We start from the raw sequence: 17,834 nt of genomic DNA, 5'->3' as shown, positions 1-17,834 counted from the left end.
AAACTTAATTGCTATTTCTAGCTTCCCTTGATCTCAAGGAAATTGTGAGGTTCACCTCTGTAAGTTATTAAATCTTTTCGGAGCAATCTTCGCCGCCACTTTGCAGCAGGAAGTTTAGATTTCGCAGCAGGAAGCTTAGATTTAAATTGCTAAGAGGGGAGAGGCTGCGGAAACGAGCGGGATAGCTGAGCAGTCTCTATCCTGTAGATCAGTGCTGTTTGCTTCAAAGTTCATGATTCAGTTCCATCAAATTCTTCGAGTTTTCAGGTCGCTCGTAAAACCACAGGCGATCGCACGCTTAAGGCTGCAAAAGTGGCCACAAGCGATCGCGATCGGTTTGGCGATGTTGTTAAGCTGGACCACGCTAACCAGTGGAGTCTTAGCTGCCACACCTCAAGCGCCCCCAGCAGAGGCTAAAACGCCTACCCCTGCTCCCTCCATTCAGCCCTACCTAGACCGAGTCATGGATCGGGTGACTGAATTCCGTCTCGACAATGGCTTAAAGTTTATTGTGCTAGAACGGCACCAAGCTCCGGTAGTTTCCTTTCTTACCTACGCCGATGTGGGAGGAGCCGATGAACCTGAGGGCAAAACTGGAGTGGCCCATTTTCTGGAGCACTTAGCCTTTAAAGGCACTCGGCGGATCGGCACCAAAAACTATGACATTGAGCAAGTTCTATTAAGTCGTTTGGATCTACTGGCCGAACGTATTCCAAAAGCTGAGGCAGAAGGAAAAACTAGAGAAGTTGCCAAGCTCAAACAATGGTTTGAGGAAGCCGAAGCCGAAGCAGCCAGCTATATTCAACAAAACGAATATGGTCGGATTGTGGAGCAGGCGGGAGGCGTTGGCCTCAATGCCACCACTTCTTCAGATGCGACTCGCTACTTCTACAGTTTCCCTGCCAACAAGCTAGAGCTGTGGATGTCCCTGGAGTCCGAGCGCTTTCTAGAGCCTGTGTTTCGCGAGTTCTACAAAGAAAAAGACGTGATTTTGGAAGAGCGGCGGATGCGAGTGGATAACTCTCCGATCGGCCAAATGATCGAGACCTTTTTAGATGCCGCCTACAACAAGCACCCCTACCGTCGGCCTGTGATTGGTTATCCAGAAGATCTGAAAAACCTCACACGCCAAGATATTGCTGATTTTTTTGACACTTACTATGTCCCCAACAACCTCAGCATTGCGGTGGTGGGAGATGTAAATCCGCAAGAAGTCAAACGCTTAGCTCAAACTTACTTTGGTCGATACAAGGCTGGTTCAGCACCACCCAAGCTAACAGTCGTGGAGCCACCCCAAACCAAAACCAAAGAAGTGACGGTACGGCTACCGACGCAGCCTTGGTATTTAGAGGGCTATCACCAACCTGCGATGAACCATCCCGATCATGTGGTGTATCAGATGATCGGCAGCATTCTGAGCGACGGTCGCACTTCGCGGCTGTATAAGTCATTGGTAGAAAAGCAGCAAATTGCTCTCTCAGCTCAAGGGTTTAGTGGTTTTCCGGGCGATAAATATCCCAGCATCATGCTGTTCTACGCCCTCACCGCCCCCAACCATACTGTCGATGAAGTGGCAACGAGTTTGCGCTCCGAAATTGAACGACTAAAAACAGAACCCGTGTCTGCGGAAGAACTCGATCGCGTCAAAACCCAAGCTCGTGCTGGCTTATTGCGATCGCTCAGCTCTAACTCAGGCATGGCTAGTTTGTTGTTGGAGTACGAAGCCAAAACAGGCAGTTGGCGAAACTTATTCAAGGAATTGGATGCGATCGCCACAGTAACTCCTGCCGATATTCAGCGGGTAGCGCGAGAAACCTTCCGACCCGAGAATCGCACCATCGGACGGCTACTTCCTCAAGCTTCATAGCGACTCTATGGCCCTTTTTATCTCAATGTTCATTAGTATGCATAGCCACAGGAGGCTCGATTGATCGTGCGGCAGTTTCCATTGCCCAAGGCAAAGCTGGGTAGAAAATTAGTGCGTCGTTTGTCGGTGGGGTTCGCTGTCCTAGCGCTACTGATTTTGGCTTTGCGGCCTGCTCCTGCTTCAGCTCTCGCCCCCAAGCATTATACTGAGCTGACCTTTCCAGCCCTGCCAGAAGTTCAAATTCCCAAGTACAACCGCTTTCAGCTCAAGAACGGCATGATTGTGTACTTGATGGAAGACCATGAGTTACCCCTGGTGAGCGGCACTGCTTTGATTCGTACAGGCGATCGCTTAGAACCTGGTGATCAAATCGGTTTAGCAGGATTGACCGGAACTGTGTTGCGGACGGGGGGGACTCAGCAACGCTCTGCGGATGAACTCAACCAACTATTAGAGCAGCGAGCTGCTTCCGTAGAAACCAGTATAGGTAGCGCCTCAGGTAGCGCTAGCTTTAATGCCTTGACTGAAGACTTAGGAGACGTGTTTGGCTTGTTTGCAGAGGTGATTCGCCAACCCGCCTTCGCACCAGAAAAACTAGACTTAGCTAAAACTCAGACCACAGGCGGCATCGCTCGTCGCAATGACAGCCCAGATGATATTGCAGGACGCGAGTTTAGGCGGCTACTTTATGGAGAAACCAGTCCCTACGCCCGCATTGTAGAGTACGCCACTCTCGACAATATTTCACGGGATGATGTGGTCAAGTTCTACCAAACCTATTTCCACCCCAACCACATGATTTTGGGGATTGTGGGGGACTTCGACAGCCAGAAAATGCGATCGCTGATCCAAGCAAAGTTTGGCGACTGGAAACCCACTAAACCCATCTCGCCTACCTTACCAACCGTCACGCAAGCGAATCAGAGCGGTGTCTTCCTAGTCGATCAACCCCAATTGACCCAAAGTTACGTCCAAGTAGGTCATTTGGGCGGTCAATTCAATAACCCCGACTACCCAGCCCTCACAGTGATGGATGGAGTGCTCAATGGCTTCGGTGGACGCTTGTTCAACCAAGTGCGATCGCGTCAAGGCTTAGCTTATTCGGTATATTCGGCTTGGAGCGCGCGGCACGATTACCCGGGTGTGTTTATCGCCGGGGGGCAAACGCGATCCGATGCTACTGTCCCGTTTATTCGCTCTGTATTCGCGGAGATCGAACGCATTCGCACCACCCCTATATCATCGGCAGAGCTAGCTTATGCCAAAGACTCGGTGCTGAACTCTTTTGTGTTCAACTTCGAAGATCCAGCGCAAACCCTAGGGCGGCTCATGCGGTATGAATACTACGGCTACCCAGCCGACTTCATCTTTCGCTATCAGCAAGGCGTGGAAGCAACCACCGTTGCAGATGTACAGCAAGTGGCGCGGACGTATCTCAAACCAGAGAATATTGTGACGCTAGTCGTGGGCAACGCCAAAGCGATCGCGCCACCTCTGACCAGTCTAGGTCCCAAGGTCAAAGTTACTCCTGTAGACATCACCATTCCAGAACCCCAAGCCACAAGCCGCACATAAACAGAATGATCGGTAGGGGTAAAGCATTCGGCAGTTGAGATAGCAGCAAAGACCATCAAGCTCAATCTGAATGCTTTACCCAGTGCAAAGGAATTACTTTGGACACTGCTAACTTTGTATTCCAAAAGGGTTTAGCATTTGGAGCAGCCATCAGCGGTTTGGTTTCCTAGATCTTGATCCAAATGCTAAACCCCTACAATTTTTAATCACTGGTGGGTAATAGGCTGCCCCTTGAATTTTTCGCCCTTGGCTTCCGAACCAGAAGCAAAATTTGTTGTAGGTAAAACCTGACTGGGAAAAATAAGATAAATCTTTCCAGAAGGGGGCAGTCGTTGGAATGTTTACACAGATATTAGGGCCTGTTGGTTTATTCACAACTGCTTTCTGGATTTGGATGATTTACGACTGCGTCCAGTATGAGCGCGATCGCCAAACTTGGCTCTGGCTCTTGATCTTTCTCAACTTTCCTGGCGCTTTTGTCTACTTTATTGCTCGCTGGCTACCCCGTGCCTCTTTTCCACTGCCCAGCTTCTTAAACCGTTGGACTCGTAAAGATCAACTGTGGCAAGCTGAAGCCGCTGCCATGAATATCGGCAAAGCTCATCAGCTCGTCACCCTAGGCAACATCCGCTGTGAAATTGGCGATTTTGACAAAGCCGCACAAGCCTACCAGCAAGCGATCGCGCAAGAGCCAAACAACCCTCAAGCCCTCTGGGGAGCAGCATCTTTGGCCATCCGCAACAAAGACTTTACAGTTGCTAAAGACTATCTAGAAAAACTCATTCAGGTTGATCCAGAACATAAGTATGGAGATGCTTCTCTAGCTTACGGACGGGTTCTGTTTGAACTGGCAGAACATGAAGTAGCCCAAAGCCACTTAGAATCCCACCTACGAAACTGGGGCACACCGGAAGCTTATGTGCTGATGGCTAAAATCCAACAAAAGCAGGGAAATATTCCAGCAGCACGGGAGTACTTGGAAAAACTGATTATGAAAGTGCGAGGAGCACCGCCTTACCACTACCGCAAAAATCGCCACTTTGTAGGGCAAGCGGAAAAGATGCTCCGCACCTTGAGAAACTAAGTTGAGACGATCGGATCTGCTCACCTAAACCCTAGCGACGACAAGGCTTGCCGCTGGGTGTGGCATCTGGATAAAAGGTGACGATCGCATTGCGGTCTTTGACAAATACCGCTTGGTAAGACTTGCCTGTGGGTTGGTCTTGCACTCGATATAAGCAGGCTCCCTGACCATTGCCTTGCGCTTTCAAGGCTTTGGTCGCATCCAACAACATTTCTTCGGCGTTGCTGATCAAGGGGTAGCCTTTGAGGGTATCAGTCCAAGTTTGGTTGCCTCGCTTGATTACCACTCCCAAGGTATAAAGCACTCCAGGCTCTACTTCTTCACGGTTGAGATTGTTCACTAAGCGGCCCCCCATCTTCTCGTTTTGCAACTGTAGATAGCGACCGACAAAGTGTAACCCACCAATTTTCTGGGGGCCTTCTAGTTCACCGCAAAAGATATGCTCAAACCCACCTCGATCTGACCAGGCTGCTGTGAGATCAGTGAGAAATTCTGCTTGTGTTTTCCGCCTTGGCAGGAGTTCACCTCCTACAGCAGTTTGAATTTGGCGCAACACCTCAGGGTGACTAGCCATTAGCTGCTTGAAGCTGTTGGCATTGACTGTGCTACCAATGGGGCCGCAAGCTTGCAACACGGCTAGGTCAAATGCAGTCAAGCTGGGTGTAGGTGGCGTAATATCCGCTGGCCGACCTGCGGGAAAGCGACGCACTTCCAAGTTGTTTGCTTGGTCAAAAAACGGAAGCAGTGTTGTATTGCCAGGAGGTGCGGGGCGAGTTCTGGCCTCACGGTCATTGCTATTTGAGGCATTTCTGTTGGCAGAAGAGCCTGCCTGGAACGTACCGCAGTTGACACTAACCCAACGACGCTCAGGAGTAGCATTGGGGACTTTGATCAAGACAAATCGCCGCTCGGCGCTATTAAACCCAATCACTTCATAGCGCTGATTCTGCGCGACTCGGATATTGCCAGGATTAGGCCCATTGATGGCGCGTGTAGCTGGACAAGTCTGAGTGATAGTGAGAGTTCCGGGTTGGAGCACTTGAGCTTGGGCTGGAGCGATCGCTGGATGGCTGAGCGTCAAACCAAACAAGACCGATCCCAGAGCCAGACTAGCGGTAAAGGAAAGCCAACGGGTGCGTTGTTTCATAAACTTTAAGGGCCATTAAAAGCAAGCAGAAGAATTTTGCCCGCAATCCTCCTTCCACTTACGAACTGCTGTTGGGAGTATCACCGAGCCAACCTTCCGGAAGCATCACTAAATTAGCTCAAAAATTGGCTGGGTCAACTCATTCCCTTGGATGAAGCGATGGAGTGAGGTGCGATCGCTATCCTGGGCCTAGACTAGAAAAAGTTAGGCAATTCTTTATCCGAAAGATTCAATCTTTACTGAACATTCAAAAACTTGTTAACTTAGAAATATCAGGAAATTACTCAGCCTTACCTAACGCTGGTTCATGCCCAACGCTGCCCTGTGAAAGAACAACGCCAGTTTGAAGAGAAGCACTTTATTGAAGAAAGCGGCATCCTATTCGAGATGGTAGGGTTACCACGGATGGCAGGGCGGATCTTCGGTTGGCTGCTGATCTCAGACCCACCGCATCAATCTCCGGGTGAATTAGCTGAAGTGTTACAAGCCAGCAAAGGCTCAATCAGCACGATTACTCGTCTATTGATGCAAATCGGTTTAATCGAACGAATCAGCTTACCAGGTCAGCGCCGGGATTACTTCCGCATCAAACCAGATGCCTGGTCACAACTCACCAGACAACGAGTGGCCCAAATGACTGCCTTTCGCCAGCTAGCAGAGCGGGGTCTACAACTGATGGCAGGGCAAGAAACCGAACTTCAGCAACGCCTCGAAGAAATGCGAGACATGCACGCCTTCTGCGAACAAGAACTACCGAAGATGCTGGAACGCTGGGAGCAACGATGCACTAAAACCCAACCTGCTCAGCCAGATGCCTAACCCTGAGCCTGGGGCGTCACTCCCTTTAGTGGGATGAAGTGAGCCCCCCTCGATGTCAGACTAGAACATGTCACACTTCGTTATATTTCGCCTTGTCATCTTCGCTATCTCTGCGTTGGGCACGGCATTACATCTGTATTCATTTTGAGCGGCTGAATCTTAGGAGCACTTCATGCAACTTCCCATGATTGGCAAAGTTGGAAAACCTACCCCCTGGATCATTGGGCTGATTGTGGCTGGAGTGCTTGGTGTTTCAGGGACTGCGGTTCTTATCAACCGAGCCACAGCCCCACGAGAAGATCTTGCCGAGTTGACTATCCCCGTCCAGTCCCAAGATTTGCGGGTTCGGATCACTGCCAATGGCACGGTGGTACCGATTCAAAGCGTCAACCTCAGCCCCAAATCGGCAGGAATTGTGAAAGAACTGTACGTTGAGCAAGGCGATCGCGTGGAAGCAGGCGATGTGGTCGCCCGGATGGACAACAGCACCTTCCAGGCAGAGCTGACTCAAGCCCAGGCCAATTTAGCGCAAGCGCAAGCCAATCTGGCTAAGGCAAAAGCGGGCAATACGACTGCCGCAATTGGTCAGATACAAGCGAGTGTGTCACAGGCAGAAGCTCAGGTGCGCGAAGCAGAAGCCCGCTTAGCTCTCGCGAACGATCGCGTCCGCCGCAACGAAACTTTGGCTACAGAAGGAGCGATTTCTCGCGATCGCCTGGATGAAGTGATCAGCGAAGCCAACCGATCTAGAGCCAGCGTGGAACAAGCCCAAGCAGGGGTGCGAGAAGCTAGAAGACGGCTAGAAGATTCACAAAATGGCTCCCGCCCAGAAGACATTGCCGTAGCAGAGGCTCGCGTCAAGGAGGCCCAGGGTCGAGTCCAAGCAGTGCAAACTCAGATTGAAGATACTGCTGTGCGAGCTCCTTTTGCAGGCATCATCACGCAGAAGTACGCCACTGAGGGAGCATTCGTCACCCCGACCACTTCAGCTTCGACCAACTCTTCTGCCACCTCTACTTCCGTGGTTGCCCTCGCTAGTGGCTTAGAAGTACTAGCTGAGGTGCCTGAAGTAGATATTAACCAGGTGGCGGAAGGGCAGGCTGTAGAAATTGTGGCCGATGCTTTTCCCGATCAAGTGTTTCAGGGCAAAGTTCGCCTGATTGCTCCTGCGGCAGTAGAGGAGCAAAATGTCACCTCCTTTCAAGTGCGGGTGGCTCTGGTGACGGGTAAAGATCAGCTGCGATCGGGCATGAATGTCGATCTCACCTTTCTAGGCAAGCAGTTGGATCAAGCCTTGGTTGTTCCGACAGTCGCGATCGTCACTAAGGAAGGTGAAACTGGAGTCTTAGTCACCGATGCCGAGAATCAACCCACCTTTAAGCCTGTCACCATTGGCCCTACCATTGGCAACCAAACTCAAGTGTTGGAAGGGTTAGCAGCAGGTGAAAAAGTGTTTGTTGAGTTGCCAGAAAATAAGAAGCTAGAAGACTTCACCAAACCTAAAGGTCAAAAGAAGCCATAACTAACGCAGTTTCAACTAAACAATTAACCAAACCAAGTCAGCCACAGCGGTAGTACTAGCAGCAACCCGATAAAACTCAGAGCAATGCTACCTGTGAGCAATTCGCGATCGAGATTGTAAACTTCTGCCAGAATCAACACTGACAACCCCGTGGGTGTCCCAGACATCAGCACCAAGACTAATCGAGGTACGCCTGTCATGCCTAAGCATGTCGCCCCTAACCCCACCAGCCCAGGTACAATCAAAACTTTGAGCAGGGTGGGCAAAACAGCACGTTGGAGACTGCGCCAGCCTTTAATTGAGCCAAGGCGTAAGCCCACTAGCAACAAAGCACTCGCCATCACAACCCATACCGCTTGATTAAGCCCAGTTTCGATCGCTTCTGGTAGGGCGATCGCGCGAGTACTAAATCCTAAGAGAAAGGCCCAAGTACTCGGAACAGTCACTACGTCCCGTAACTGAACCCACCAATGGTTCTTGGCCGCACTATGGCCAAAATAGCTAGCAATAAACACAGCAATGCCATAGTTGCCCACCACGTTGCTGGTGACGCTAAAGAGGACTGCCCAGCCTAAATCGTCTATGCCAAACAACACTTGAGCCAAGGCTAAGCCAACAAAGCCTGTATTCCCCAACATTGCCGCCAGAATAAAGCTGCCTAGCGTGGCTCGCTGGGAGACAGGGGTATTGCTCGACACTAGGTTAACGGGGAGCTGAGAGGAGTCAGCGATCGCCACTGGAGTTGGTTCAAACTGCTTCTGCAACCCCCACCAACAAACTAAGGACAAAACCAGGCTCAGCAGTAATACTCCGACTGCCACGGCTGGAATAAAGCCCACGCGATCGGACAACTCGGTTTGGCGTCCTAGCACCAAGAGCTGTAAAGGGACTCCGACCCAATACAACGCTTGTCCCAGCAACCGGGGAAACCGATTGGGTACCCACCGCAGGAGCAATAGCCCTAACCCTGGCCAGATTAGCAAAGGAGTGTAAGCACGGAACAGGGTATCCAGCATCAGAGGACTCGGTAGGGCTATTAATCAAGCGGAGCCGCCTTAAATTCAGACGGCTGAATGGACTTAAAACTAGCGCTCTAGCTTAGGACGAGGCACATCTTGTAAATCACCAGGTCGAATGGACAGTTGCTGAGTTTGTTCTCCCCGTTGGGTTTGCAATTGCAAAGGCTGATTGACTCGGCTTTGTTCGACTGCCCGCTGCAATTGCTCAGCAGTTTTGACAGACTTGGCTTCGACCGCAGTAATCACATCACCCCGACGCAAGCCTGCCGCTGCTGCTGGGCTATTGGGCATCACCTGCATTACCAAAACGCCATTCACTTCCGGGACAGGGAAGGGGGAATTGGGGTTACGGTTAGATTCTTTCGCTAGTTCTGGGGTGAGGGTAAGCAATCGCACTCCAATATAAGGATGCGGAACTTTGCCGCCGCGAATTAGCACATCTTTGATTGCCTTGGCTTTGTCAATGGGAATGGCGAAACCAATACCTTGAGCATCGGCCCGGATAGCAGTATTAATCCCAATCACTTCACCGCGATCGCTCAACAATGGCCCCCCAGAGTTGCCAGGATTGATAGCTGTGTCGGTTTGGATAAAGTCTAGGCGCTTGTCTGGAATGCCAACCTGGGCGCTGGAACGGTTGAGGGTGCTAATGATGCCCAAGGTGACGGTGTTATCCAAACCTAAGGGGTTGCCGACTGCGATCGCCCAATCTCCCACCTGCACATCGCTAGAGTTGCCTAGCGGAGCCACAGGTAGATCTTGGCCGTTGATTTTCACCACTGCCAAGTCAGACGGCTCATCAATGCCGCGCACTTCTCCCTTGAAGGTCCGACCATCTTTGAGCGTGACGCTGACCGTATCTGCTCCACTCACCACATGGGCATTGGTCAAAAGAATGCCGTTGCGATCGATGATGAAGCCCGAGCCCTGACCGCGTTGGTGATATTCCTGTGGGGCGCGTGAGTAGCCATCGCCAAAGAAGGGGCTAAAGAAAGGATCATCAAATAAGGGGTCTGCCGGACGAGTTGTGATTGTGCGATCGGTATCGATCCGCACCACGGCTGGGCCAACTCGATTGACTGCGGCAGCCACAAAGTTACGACTAGTTTCTTGGCTAGGTACGATGTTAGGCGCGATATTGGGCGTGATATTGGGCGCGATCGCAGCGGCAGGTTCTTCCACCGTTGCTGGGCTGAGCAGCGTAGATTGATTGAGCAGCGCTGAAACCTTGGGAAGCCAAGCCAATGGAAAAGTCCAAAGCACAGCCAAAGTTAAAGCAACGCTCAGAACAACCACCAATACGTAGCTACTAATTTGACGAAGCGGAAAAAAGCGTTGCTCCGAGGACGACATCACAATTCCTCCAGGTTCCTCAATCACTTGTTAGAACTGCAAAAACAAAAGCAAGATAGGACAAAACGCCCGGTGTAGTCACAATACCCCCAACCCAGCAAATGCTGTTGCAGCCCCAACGTTAATTATGCTCTGGCAGCGTATAATTTCCGCCGCGTTTGGAGCTAGGTTGGAAGCTAGGGATGGTGACGACAACGACCAAGCCTCTGTACTCGTATTCTAATTTTTCCATCCCTAAAACTTGAACATTTCACTACTTGCCGACGCTCTGTGTTGCGGAATACAAAAACTACCGAGCCATGATCTTGGTTCCTTCCTAATATTGATGCGAGTTGGCGTCTCATCAGTTTCATGGAAGAAGCTGTAGAAATTGCCCCTTTATGATTCGCCTGCTGGTTAGCTTTCTGGTCGCTGTGCTGAATACGTTTTATAGGGAAGATGATGGCCCTGATTTATCAGTGCAGGTCTATCGTCGCTTTTTCGTGTTGGAAACCGTGGCGCGGGTGCCTTATTTTGCCTACCTATCCGTGCTGCATCTCTACGAAACAATGGGCTGGTGGCGCAAATCGGACTGGTTGAAAATTCACTTTGCCGAAGCTTGGAATGAATTACATCATCTCCTGATTGCCGAAGCGCTGGACGGCGATCGCTTTTGGATCGATCGGTTTGTGGCGCGGGCAGGGGCGTTTGTCTACTACTGGATTTTGGTGCCTGTCTATATGATTTCGCCGCGATCGGCCTACCACTTCATGCAGTTGGTGGAAGAACATGCCTACCATACCTACGACACCTTTTTGCAAAAGCATGAAGCAGCGCTAAAGGCTGAACCTGCGCCTGCTGTAGCTGCTAAGTACTACCAAGAAGGTGATATGTATCTGTTCGATGAGTTCCAAATGGCGGCAGGATCGGAGCAGCGCCGTCCTCAAATTAAGACGCTCTATGATGTGTTTTTGGCGGTGCGGGACGATGAACTAGAACATGTCAAAACGATGATCGTCTGCCAGCAACCCGATGCTCAAGCCAACTTCCAAAGTCCCCACAATAGCGAAAAATCGGCGCTTCCAGAAGCAACTCAAGTCGCGATCGCGGCTACTACACAGCAGTTAGTACGAGAAGAGGTGAAATGCTAAGTCTATCTAGGAGCGATCGCCCTTAAGCTTCCGGAGCTTCTGGATACCATCGCTAAAGCTTCACGGACGACTTCAGAACCAGCACCCGCGAGACAAGAATTTTCTGTGAGATGTCGTTTCCAAATTCGGCTTCCAGGTTGCCCCGCAAATAGTTGCAGCATGTGTCGGGTGATTTTGTGGAGCTTCAAACCTTTAGCGATCCAAAAGTCAATGTAGGGCAACATTGCTTCAGCCACTTCCTGAGGCGTGGGAGGGGTAGTTTCTTGAGCGTAAATCAGGCGATCGCTCTGAGCAAACAAGTAAGGCTGATCGTAAGCGGCACGACCAATCATCACCGCATCTACTAAGCACAACTGTTCTTGCACTTGAGCCAAGTTAGTGAAGCCGCCGTTGATTTCAATGAATAGGTTTGGGAAGTCTTGCTTCAGCCGATGCACGTCTGCGTAGCGAAGCGGCGGGATATCTCGGTTTTCTTTGGGGCTGAGTCCTTGCAACCAAGCTTTGCGAGCATGGACAGTGAAGCGCTCACAGCCTACGGCGGCAACGGTTTGGACAAACGCCACCATGTCCTCGTAGCGATCGCGGTCATCAATCCCAATGCGGTGCTTGACGGAGACTGGAATGCTGGTTGCTTGCATCATGGCAGCGACACAATCGGCGACTCGCTCTGGTTGGGCCATCAGGCAAGCGCCAAAGTTACCGTTTTGGACGCGATCGCTAGGGCAACCGACGTTGAGGTTGATTTCGTCGTAGCCTAGGTCGGCGGCAATTTGGGCACAGATGGCGAGGTCTTTGGGGTCATCTCCACCCACTTGCAGCGCTAAGGGCTTTTCTTCGGGGGAAAACGCTAGTAATCGTTCGCGATCGCCATGCAGGATTGCGGGGCTTGTCACCATTTCGGTATACAGCAGGGTTCGCTGGGTGATTTGCCGCATGAAGTAGCGGAAGTGGCGATCGGTACGATCCATCATGGGGGCGACGCTGAGGGGGTTGCCGATGGGAGGGCGATCGCAACGTTGGGATAGGCTGGGTGCTGTAGTCGAAGCGGTCATGGTGCAGGTGTTATATTTTCTAGGGCATTTACCCTGAAATTTTTATTTATTTGAAGGAACCGAGCCCTTGGGGGCACTCGCCCCCAAACCCCCGCTGAAGGACGGCTGCGTCCTCCAGACCTCCTCCAGAAGGGTAAGGCTGTAGGTTTAACCTCTCTGCAGTGCTCCCTAATAACTCCCCGAATTTATCGCTCTAACCGACATACCCAAAAAGAGGACTTTGGTTAGGTTCCTCCCAGAATTGGGGGGGTAGGGGGGCTTGGCTCGGAACTCTTTTATTGTATGAAACAGCCCTGCCAGTATTGAGGGGGCAGTGCGAGAAGTTGAAGGTTAGGAGGCAGCGGCGGTTTTGTCTGCTTCGCGGGCTCCGACGGCTAGTACTAAGCAGAGGGCGGCGATCGCGGTTTGCCATTCTTGGCGAACGCTGGTGTCTTCTACACCGTCAAATAAGCTGACTAGGCGTGGGATGGAGCGTTCCATTGCGGGACGGGGTACAGGTTGGTGCAGTTCGACTAGGCGAGTTAAGCTTTCTTGGTTGTTGAGGAAACTGACAACCCAGCGAGTGGCATGGTCGGGGCTATCGGGAACTCGCTTCACATCTAGCTCTGTTTTTAACCAGATATAGAAGGGGGGCAGGTTCTCTGCTAAGACTTGACCTGCGGTGGGTAAGGTTTGCCGTAGTAGCTCAACGTTCAGGCTAGCTAACTTTTGTTGGACTGTGGGGTTCGCCAACAACTCGGACAAGTTGCAGGCTAGCAAAGCTTCAACATCAGCAGGAGCAAGATTGAGGTTTTGGGCAAAGGTATTCAGCATGATTAATTGGCTGGGAAATGGATTAGGACTGACTCATAGAACTACTGAGACTCAAAGAGAACCTCAAGCAATCTACGTATCTCTAGAACTTAAGCATGAAGCCCCTCGGAAAGAGTCAGTAAAAACGCCAAATTGGCGACAGCCGTTGCTAACAGCGGTGTTGTAACGGGAACTCTCGGCCCTCAACTAAATTCTGATCAGCTAAGGTGGAATTAGTGGCAAGGAGCAGCAGCGATGTCTAGAGTTGCGTTTGTCGGTCAATCAATCAGGTTTTCTTTGGGAATGGCGATCGCCCTTGGAGTAACAGCGATCGCCTCGTCGCCCAGCCCAATACTGGCTCAAACTACTCCGACCAACGCCCCGAATAGCAATCCACAACCTCAATCTGGCTGCATTTCTGGCTATCCCGATGGCACCTTTCGCGGCGATCGCCCAGTTACTCGTTACGAATTTGCGGCTGGCTTAAATGCTTGCCTGAATAACATTGAGCAACAGATTCCCGCAAACCGCGCTAACTTAGCGACTAAGGCCGATTTTGAGGCATTGATTCAACGCCAACGGGAGCTAAATGCTCAGGTCAAAGATTTATCGAGCCGCGTAGATGGCATTTCTACTAAACCCATCACTCGTCCTCGCCAGCCTCTCAGACATGGCCCCAAGCTATAGACTCATCAGGCCATAGAGTCATAAAAAAGCGATCGCTTGCTTCTAGGGTTCTCAAGAGCGATCGCTTTTCTATTGGTTCGTCTAAAGGTTCGTCTATTTAGATTTTGGTGCGATCGGTGAGGATTTCGTAGCCGTCTTCAGTCACCAAAACGGTGTGCTCAAACTGAGCTGAGAGCGAGTTATCCACTGTCACCACCGTCCAGCGGTCTTGTAAGGTGCGGGTGACTTTGGAGCCAGCATTCAGAATCGGTTCGATCGCCAGGGTCATGCCTGCCCGCAGCTTGACGTTGGGCATTTGACGGGTACGGAAGTTAAATACAGACGGTTCTTCGTGCAGGTTACGACCTACGCCATGTCCGGTGTAGTCTTCTACGATGACAAAACCATTCGCCTCAACGTGGTCTTGCACCGCACCCGCCAAGTCCAGCAAGTACTTGCCCGCTTTGACTTGCTCAATACCTTTGTAAAGTGCTTCTTCAGCCACTCGGATTAACTTAGCTGCTTCTGCGGTCACTTCTCCCACACCGATGGTGATGCAAGAGTCGCCATGAAAGCCTTGGAAGTAAGCTCCCGTGTCAATCTTGACCACATCTCCGGTGCGAATCACCTTTTTGGCATTGGGAATCCCATGCACTACTTCGTTATTGATGCTGGAGCAAATAGAAGCAGGGAAGCCGTGATAGCCCTTAAAGCTAGGAGTAGCTCCCATTTCGCGAATCCGCTTTTCTGCATGAGCATCTAGATCAGCAGTCGTCATCCCCGGTTGAATAATTTGGGAAATTTCTTTCAACACGGTCGCGACAATTTTGGCTGACTCCCGCATAATCTCAATTTCGCGCGGAGACTTGAGCTCGATTCCCCGACGTTGCTTAACACGGGGCGGCTGAGACGCTTGAGGAATCAAATTGCTGAGGATGTTCATGGAGATCGAGGAGTACTGATAGGAGCTTATCTTTAGATCTAAGTTAACCCAATTTGCTCTAGGACAGCAGAGCGATCGCTGTCCTAATTCTGCTGTCCTAATTTCTTAGGGAGCGGTTGACGCTGGCGCACCTGCGGTCACTACCACTAAGCGATCCGGTTGGAGCAATTCTTGGATAGCTTGGTTCACTTGTTCGACTGTTACGGCTTGAATCTTGTCGCTCACCTGTTGCAACTCTTCTCGCTTGAGGCCATAAACCTCATTCATCAAGATTTGTTCAACTAGGATTTCGGGGTCAGCCAGTTCAACCGGATAGCCGCTGGCTAGAGATTGCTTCGCGATCGCCACTTCAGAGGCACTCACTCCCTGTTCGCGCATCTGCTTCAACAAAGCCAACGTGCTAGCGATCGCCTGTTGGGAGTCTTCAGGTGCAGTTTGCATTGAGATCAAGAACGGTCCCGCAGAGGTGCCAGTTTGGAAGTAGCTATAAATGCCGTAGGTAAGTCCTTGGCGATCGCGAATTTCTGTTCCTAGACGGCTAGAGAGTGTACTCCCTCCCAAAATTTCATTTAGCACTAAAGCTGGGTAGTAGCGGGGATCTTGGCGATCGATGCCCTGGTAGCCCAAGTAAGTGACTGATTGGGTTTTTCCGGGCAAAGGAGCCGCTAAATAAGTCAGTTTTTGGGGAGCAGACACGGTTGGGAAATTTAGCTTCGGAGCTTGCCCAGCCGCTTGCCAAGTCCCTAGTTGTTGCTTGAGGAGCGATCGCACCTGAGCAGGGTCAAAGTTACCCACTAAAGCCAAAACGGTTTTGTCCGGTCGATAATGAGTGCGATAAAACTGCACTACGTCATCACGGGTAACTTGCTTCAGGCTTTCCGGGGTGGGGAAACTATGGAAGGGATGATTGGCTGGATAAATAGCTTGCTGAAACTGGCGGCGACCCAAGGAGCGGGGATCATCTAATTGCTCTTGCAAACCAATCAAACCTCGTTGCCGACTCAACTCCAGCTCATCAGCAGGGAATGAAGCGTTTTGTAAGACATCGGCCAACGTTTGCACCAGCAAGGGCAAATCGGTTGCTAAACCATCACCATCAATCGTGACCCCTTCGCGATTGGTATCAAAGGATAAGTCAGCTCCTCGATCTTCCAGTGTTTCAGCTAGCGTTAAAGCATCTTTGGTTTTGGTGCCGTTCATCACATTCTCGGCGGTCAAGTCAGCCAATCCAGCCTTCTTGATGGAGTCGTACTCGCTTCCAGCGCCAATGTGGCCACTCAGCGTGATGGTTGGCGTACTGGTGTCTGGTAGCAACAGGATGCGTAAACCATTCTCCAGCGTCACCGCTTCTGGCAAGGCTTGGGTGTTCTCGGAGGTAGTTGTCTCTAAGCGAGGCAGATATTGTTCTAGCTCCGCCGGATCAACGGGTTCACCAGCACTAAAGTTTTCGGTTGTTTGGGTCGCCCCAACTCCTGTCCCTCCGGTACCTGCTTGCAGTTGAGTCGGTTCAAAGAAGCCAACGGTACGGCTAGCTGACTGGAAATAGGTTTTGGCGACACGCTGCACATCCGCTGCGGTGACTTGGGCGATCGCGGCTAACAAACGATCGCTATAACGGTAATCTCCCGCTACGCTTTGGTCATCGGCCAACTGCATCGCCTGACTCGTAACATCTCGGTTTTGCAGCAATCGAGAAGCGCGTAGTTGAGTTTTGGCCCGCTGGAGTTCTGCTTCGCTCACGGGCTTATCTCGGAGGTTGGCAAGCGATCGCTGCAACACTCGATCAATCTGGCTCAGCTTCTTGCCAGGGGCTGCGGTCACAGAGAAGCTATACCAACCAGAGCCGAGTAAGTTGGCCGCATAGCCACCCGCGTCACTGGCTAAACCCGATTCCACCAAAGCTTGGTACAGCCGAGAACTACGACCTCCGGTCAAGATGTAGTCCATCACCTGGAGCGCAGCCACATCCGGATGACTCAGATCAGGCAAAGGATAAACCGCTTGCAGTAGAGATGCACTTCCCGGCTCTCGCAGCATAATCGGTGCTTTCTGAGCTGTAGCGGCGGGTTTTAGGGTGGGGGGCATCGCTGAAGCTACAGGTTTTGCGGTTCCCACCTGCTCCTCATTTGGAATTTGTCCAAAAGCTGATCTGACGACTTGCAGAGTGGGTTCAGTCTCAAAATCTCCCACGATCACTAGCGTGGCATTGCTAGGACTGTAGTATTTGCGGTAGTAGTCTCGTACCTGCTCAACCGTAAAAGTTTCCACCTCAGCTTTCGTGCCGCCTATGGGCAAACCATAAGATTGCTGGGGAAAGGCCGCTTTCCGCACTGCTCGTTCTAGACGGTAACCTGGCTCATTTTCGTACCCTTGCAGCTCCGAGATTACGACTCGCTTTTCGCTCAGCAGCTGCTCAGGATTGATCAGGGCATTTTTCATGCGGTCTGCTTCCAAAACCAGCAGAGCTGGCAGCTTGTGACGTTCTACGGTGCCGTAATAAGCAGTTTGGTCATAAGCAGTAAACGCATTCGACTGGCTACCCAGCGCACTAAATAAACGACCAAATTGCACAGGGCGATTGTTGGTGCCCTTAAACATAAGATGCTCAAGCAGATGAGAAATTCCGCTCAAACCTGCGGGTTCATCGTACGAGCCGACTCGGTACCAAACCTGGACGCTCACCACCGGAGCTGTGTGGAGTTCTTTGGTTAAAACCGTCAAACCATTATCTAGTAATGTTTTTCGCACACCATGAGTTAAGGCAGCAGGCATAGCAGTAGGTGACTGCTTCATATCGATCTTAGTCTTATCGTTAGGGGTAGCAGAAACAGCGGGAAGCGCTAGGGTAGCGGCAGTCTCGCCTGA

At 51.2% G+C, this 17,834-nt stretch carries 14 protein-coding genes; 7 read left to right on the top strand and 7 right to left on the bottom strand.

Annotation, left to right across the window (positions count from 1 at the left end):
* Positions 1-343 precede the first annotated feature (343 nt).
* The 3 genes from KME12_01175 to KME12_01165 all read left to right on the top strand — a co-directional run bounded on the left by KME12_01175 (position 344) and on the right by KME12_01165 (position 4,526).
* Positions 344-1,867, top strand: a complete 1,524-nt coding sequence (locus KME12_01175; protein ID MBW4486378.1) for an insulinase family protein — start codon at positions 344-346, stop codon at positions 1,865-1,867.
* Positions 1,868-1,963: 96 nt separating this feature from the next.
* Positions 1,964-3,442 carry an insulinase family protein gene (locus KME12_01170; protein MBW4486377.1) on the top strand — a complete coding sequence of 493 codons (1,479 nt, stop codon included), beginning with the start codon at positions 1,964-1,966 and terminating at the stop codon, positions 3,440-3,442.
* A gap of 337 nt (positions 3,443-3,779) precedes the next feature.
* A complete protein-coding gene (locus tag KME12_01165; GenBank protein ID MBW4486376.1) occupies positions 3,780-4,526 on the top strand; it encodes a tetratricopeptide repeat protein in 747 nt (248 codons plus the stop codon).
* A gap of 31 nt (positions 4,527-4,557) precedes the next feature.
* On the opposite strand, the gene KME12_01160 is transcribed toward KME12_01165, so the two are convergent.
* Complete coding sequence (locus KME12_01160; GenBank protein ID MBW4486375.1) at positions 4,558-5,673, bottom strand: EndoU domain-containing protein; 1,116 nt, start codon at positions 5,671-5,673, stop codon at positions 4,558-4,560.
* Between the two features lie 387 nt (positions 5,674-6,060).
* Between KME12_01160 and KME12_01155 the strand changes: the two genes are divergently transcribed.
* On the top strand, positions 6,061-6,492 hold the full coding sequence (locus KME12_01155) for a MarR family transcriptional regulator (GenBank protein MBW4486374.1): 432 nt from the start codon (positions 6,061-6,063) through the stop codon (positions 6,490-6,492).
* A 172-nt stretch (positions 6,493-6,664) separates the two neighbouring features.
* Positions 6,665-8,014 (top strand): efflux RND transporter periplasmic adaptor subunit, encoded by a 1,350-nt coding sequence (locus tag KME12_01150; GenBank protein ID MBW4486373.1) that lies wholly within the window; start codon positions 6,665-6,667, stop codon positions 8,012-8,014.
* Between the two features lie 23 nt (positions 8,015-8,037).
* On the opposite strand, the gene KME12_01145 is transcribed toward KME12_01150, so the two are convergent.
* Together KME12_01145 and KME12_01140 are read right to left on the bottom strand one after the other, a co-directional pair.
* A complete protein-coding gene (locus tag KME12_01145; protein ID MBW4486372.1) occupies positions 8,038-9,030 on the bottom strand; it encodes an AEC family transporter in 993 nt (330 codons plus the stop codon).
* 69 nt (positions 9,031-9,099) lie between these two features.
* Positions 9,100-10,386: a trypsin-like peptidase domain-containing protein gene (locus tag KME12_01140; protein MBW4486371.1), complete on the bottom strand. Its 1,287-nt coding sequence runs from the start codon at positions 10,384-10,386 to the stop codon at positions 9,100-9,102.
* A gap of 380 nt (positions 10,387-10,766) precedes the next feature.
* On the opposite strand from KME12_01140, the gene KME12_01135 reads away from it, so the two are divergent.
* Positions 10,767-11,516, top strand: coding sequence for a plastoquinol terminal oxidase (locus KME12_01135; protein ID MBW4486370.1), 750 nt, complete (start codon positions 10,767-10,769; stop codon positions 11,514-11,516).
* A 2-nt stretch (positions 11,517-11,518) separates the two neighbouring features.
* Here KME12_01135 and dusA read toward each other — a convergent pair whose 3' ends face one another.
* Entirely contained in the window at positions 11,519-12,568 is a 1,050-nt protein-coding gene (gene dusA, locus KME12_01130; GenBank protein ID MBW4486369.1) for a tRNA dihydrouridine(20/20a) synthase DusA, read from the bottom strand.
* Positions 12,569-12,898: 330 nt separating this feature from the next.
* Entirely contained in the window at positions 12,899-13,381 is a 483-nt protein-coding gene (locus KME12_01125) for a hypothetical protein (GenBank protein ID MBW4486368.1), read from the bottom strand.
* 234 nt (positions 13,382-13,615) lie between these two features.
* On the opposite strand from KME12_01125, the gene KME12_01120 reads away from it, so the two are divergent.
* On the top strand, positions 13,616-14,047 hold the full coding sequence (locus KME12_01120; GenBank protein MBW4486367.1) for an S-layer homology domain-containing protein: 432 nt from the start codon (positions 13,616-13,618) through the stop codon (positions 14,045-14,047).
* 97 nt (positions 14,048-14,144) lie between these two features.
* On the opposite strand, the gene map is transcribed toward KME12_01120, so the two are convergent.
* Both map and KME12_01110 read right to left on the bottom strand, forming a co-directional pair.
* Positions 14,145-14,969: a type I methionyl aminopeptidase gene (gene map / locus KME12_01115; protein MBW4486366.1), complete on the bottom strand. Its 825-nt coding sequence runs from the start codon at positions 14,967-14,969 to the stop codon at positions 14,145-14,147.
* A 105-nt stretch (positions 14,970-15,074) separates the two neighbouring features.
* Complete coding sequence (locus tag KME12_01110) at positions 15,075-17,762, bottom strand: insulinase family protein (protein ID MBW4486365.1); 2,688 nt, start codon at positions 17,760-17,762, stop codon at positions 15,075-15,077.
* Between the last annotated feature and the right edge of the window lie 72 nt (positions 17,763-17,834).

The organism is Trichocoleus desertorum ATA4-8-CV12, from assembly GCA_019358975.1.
Taxonomy (GTDB): Bacteria; Cyanobacteriota; Cyanobacteriia; order FACHB-46; family FACHB-46; genus Trichocoleus; species Trichocoleus desertorum_A.
This window is presented reverse-complemented; position numbering and strand designations above follow the sequence as displayed.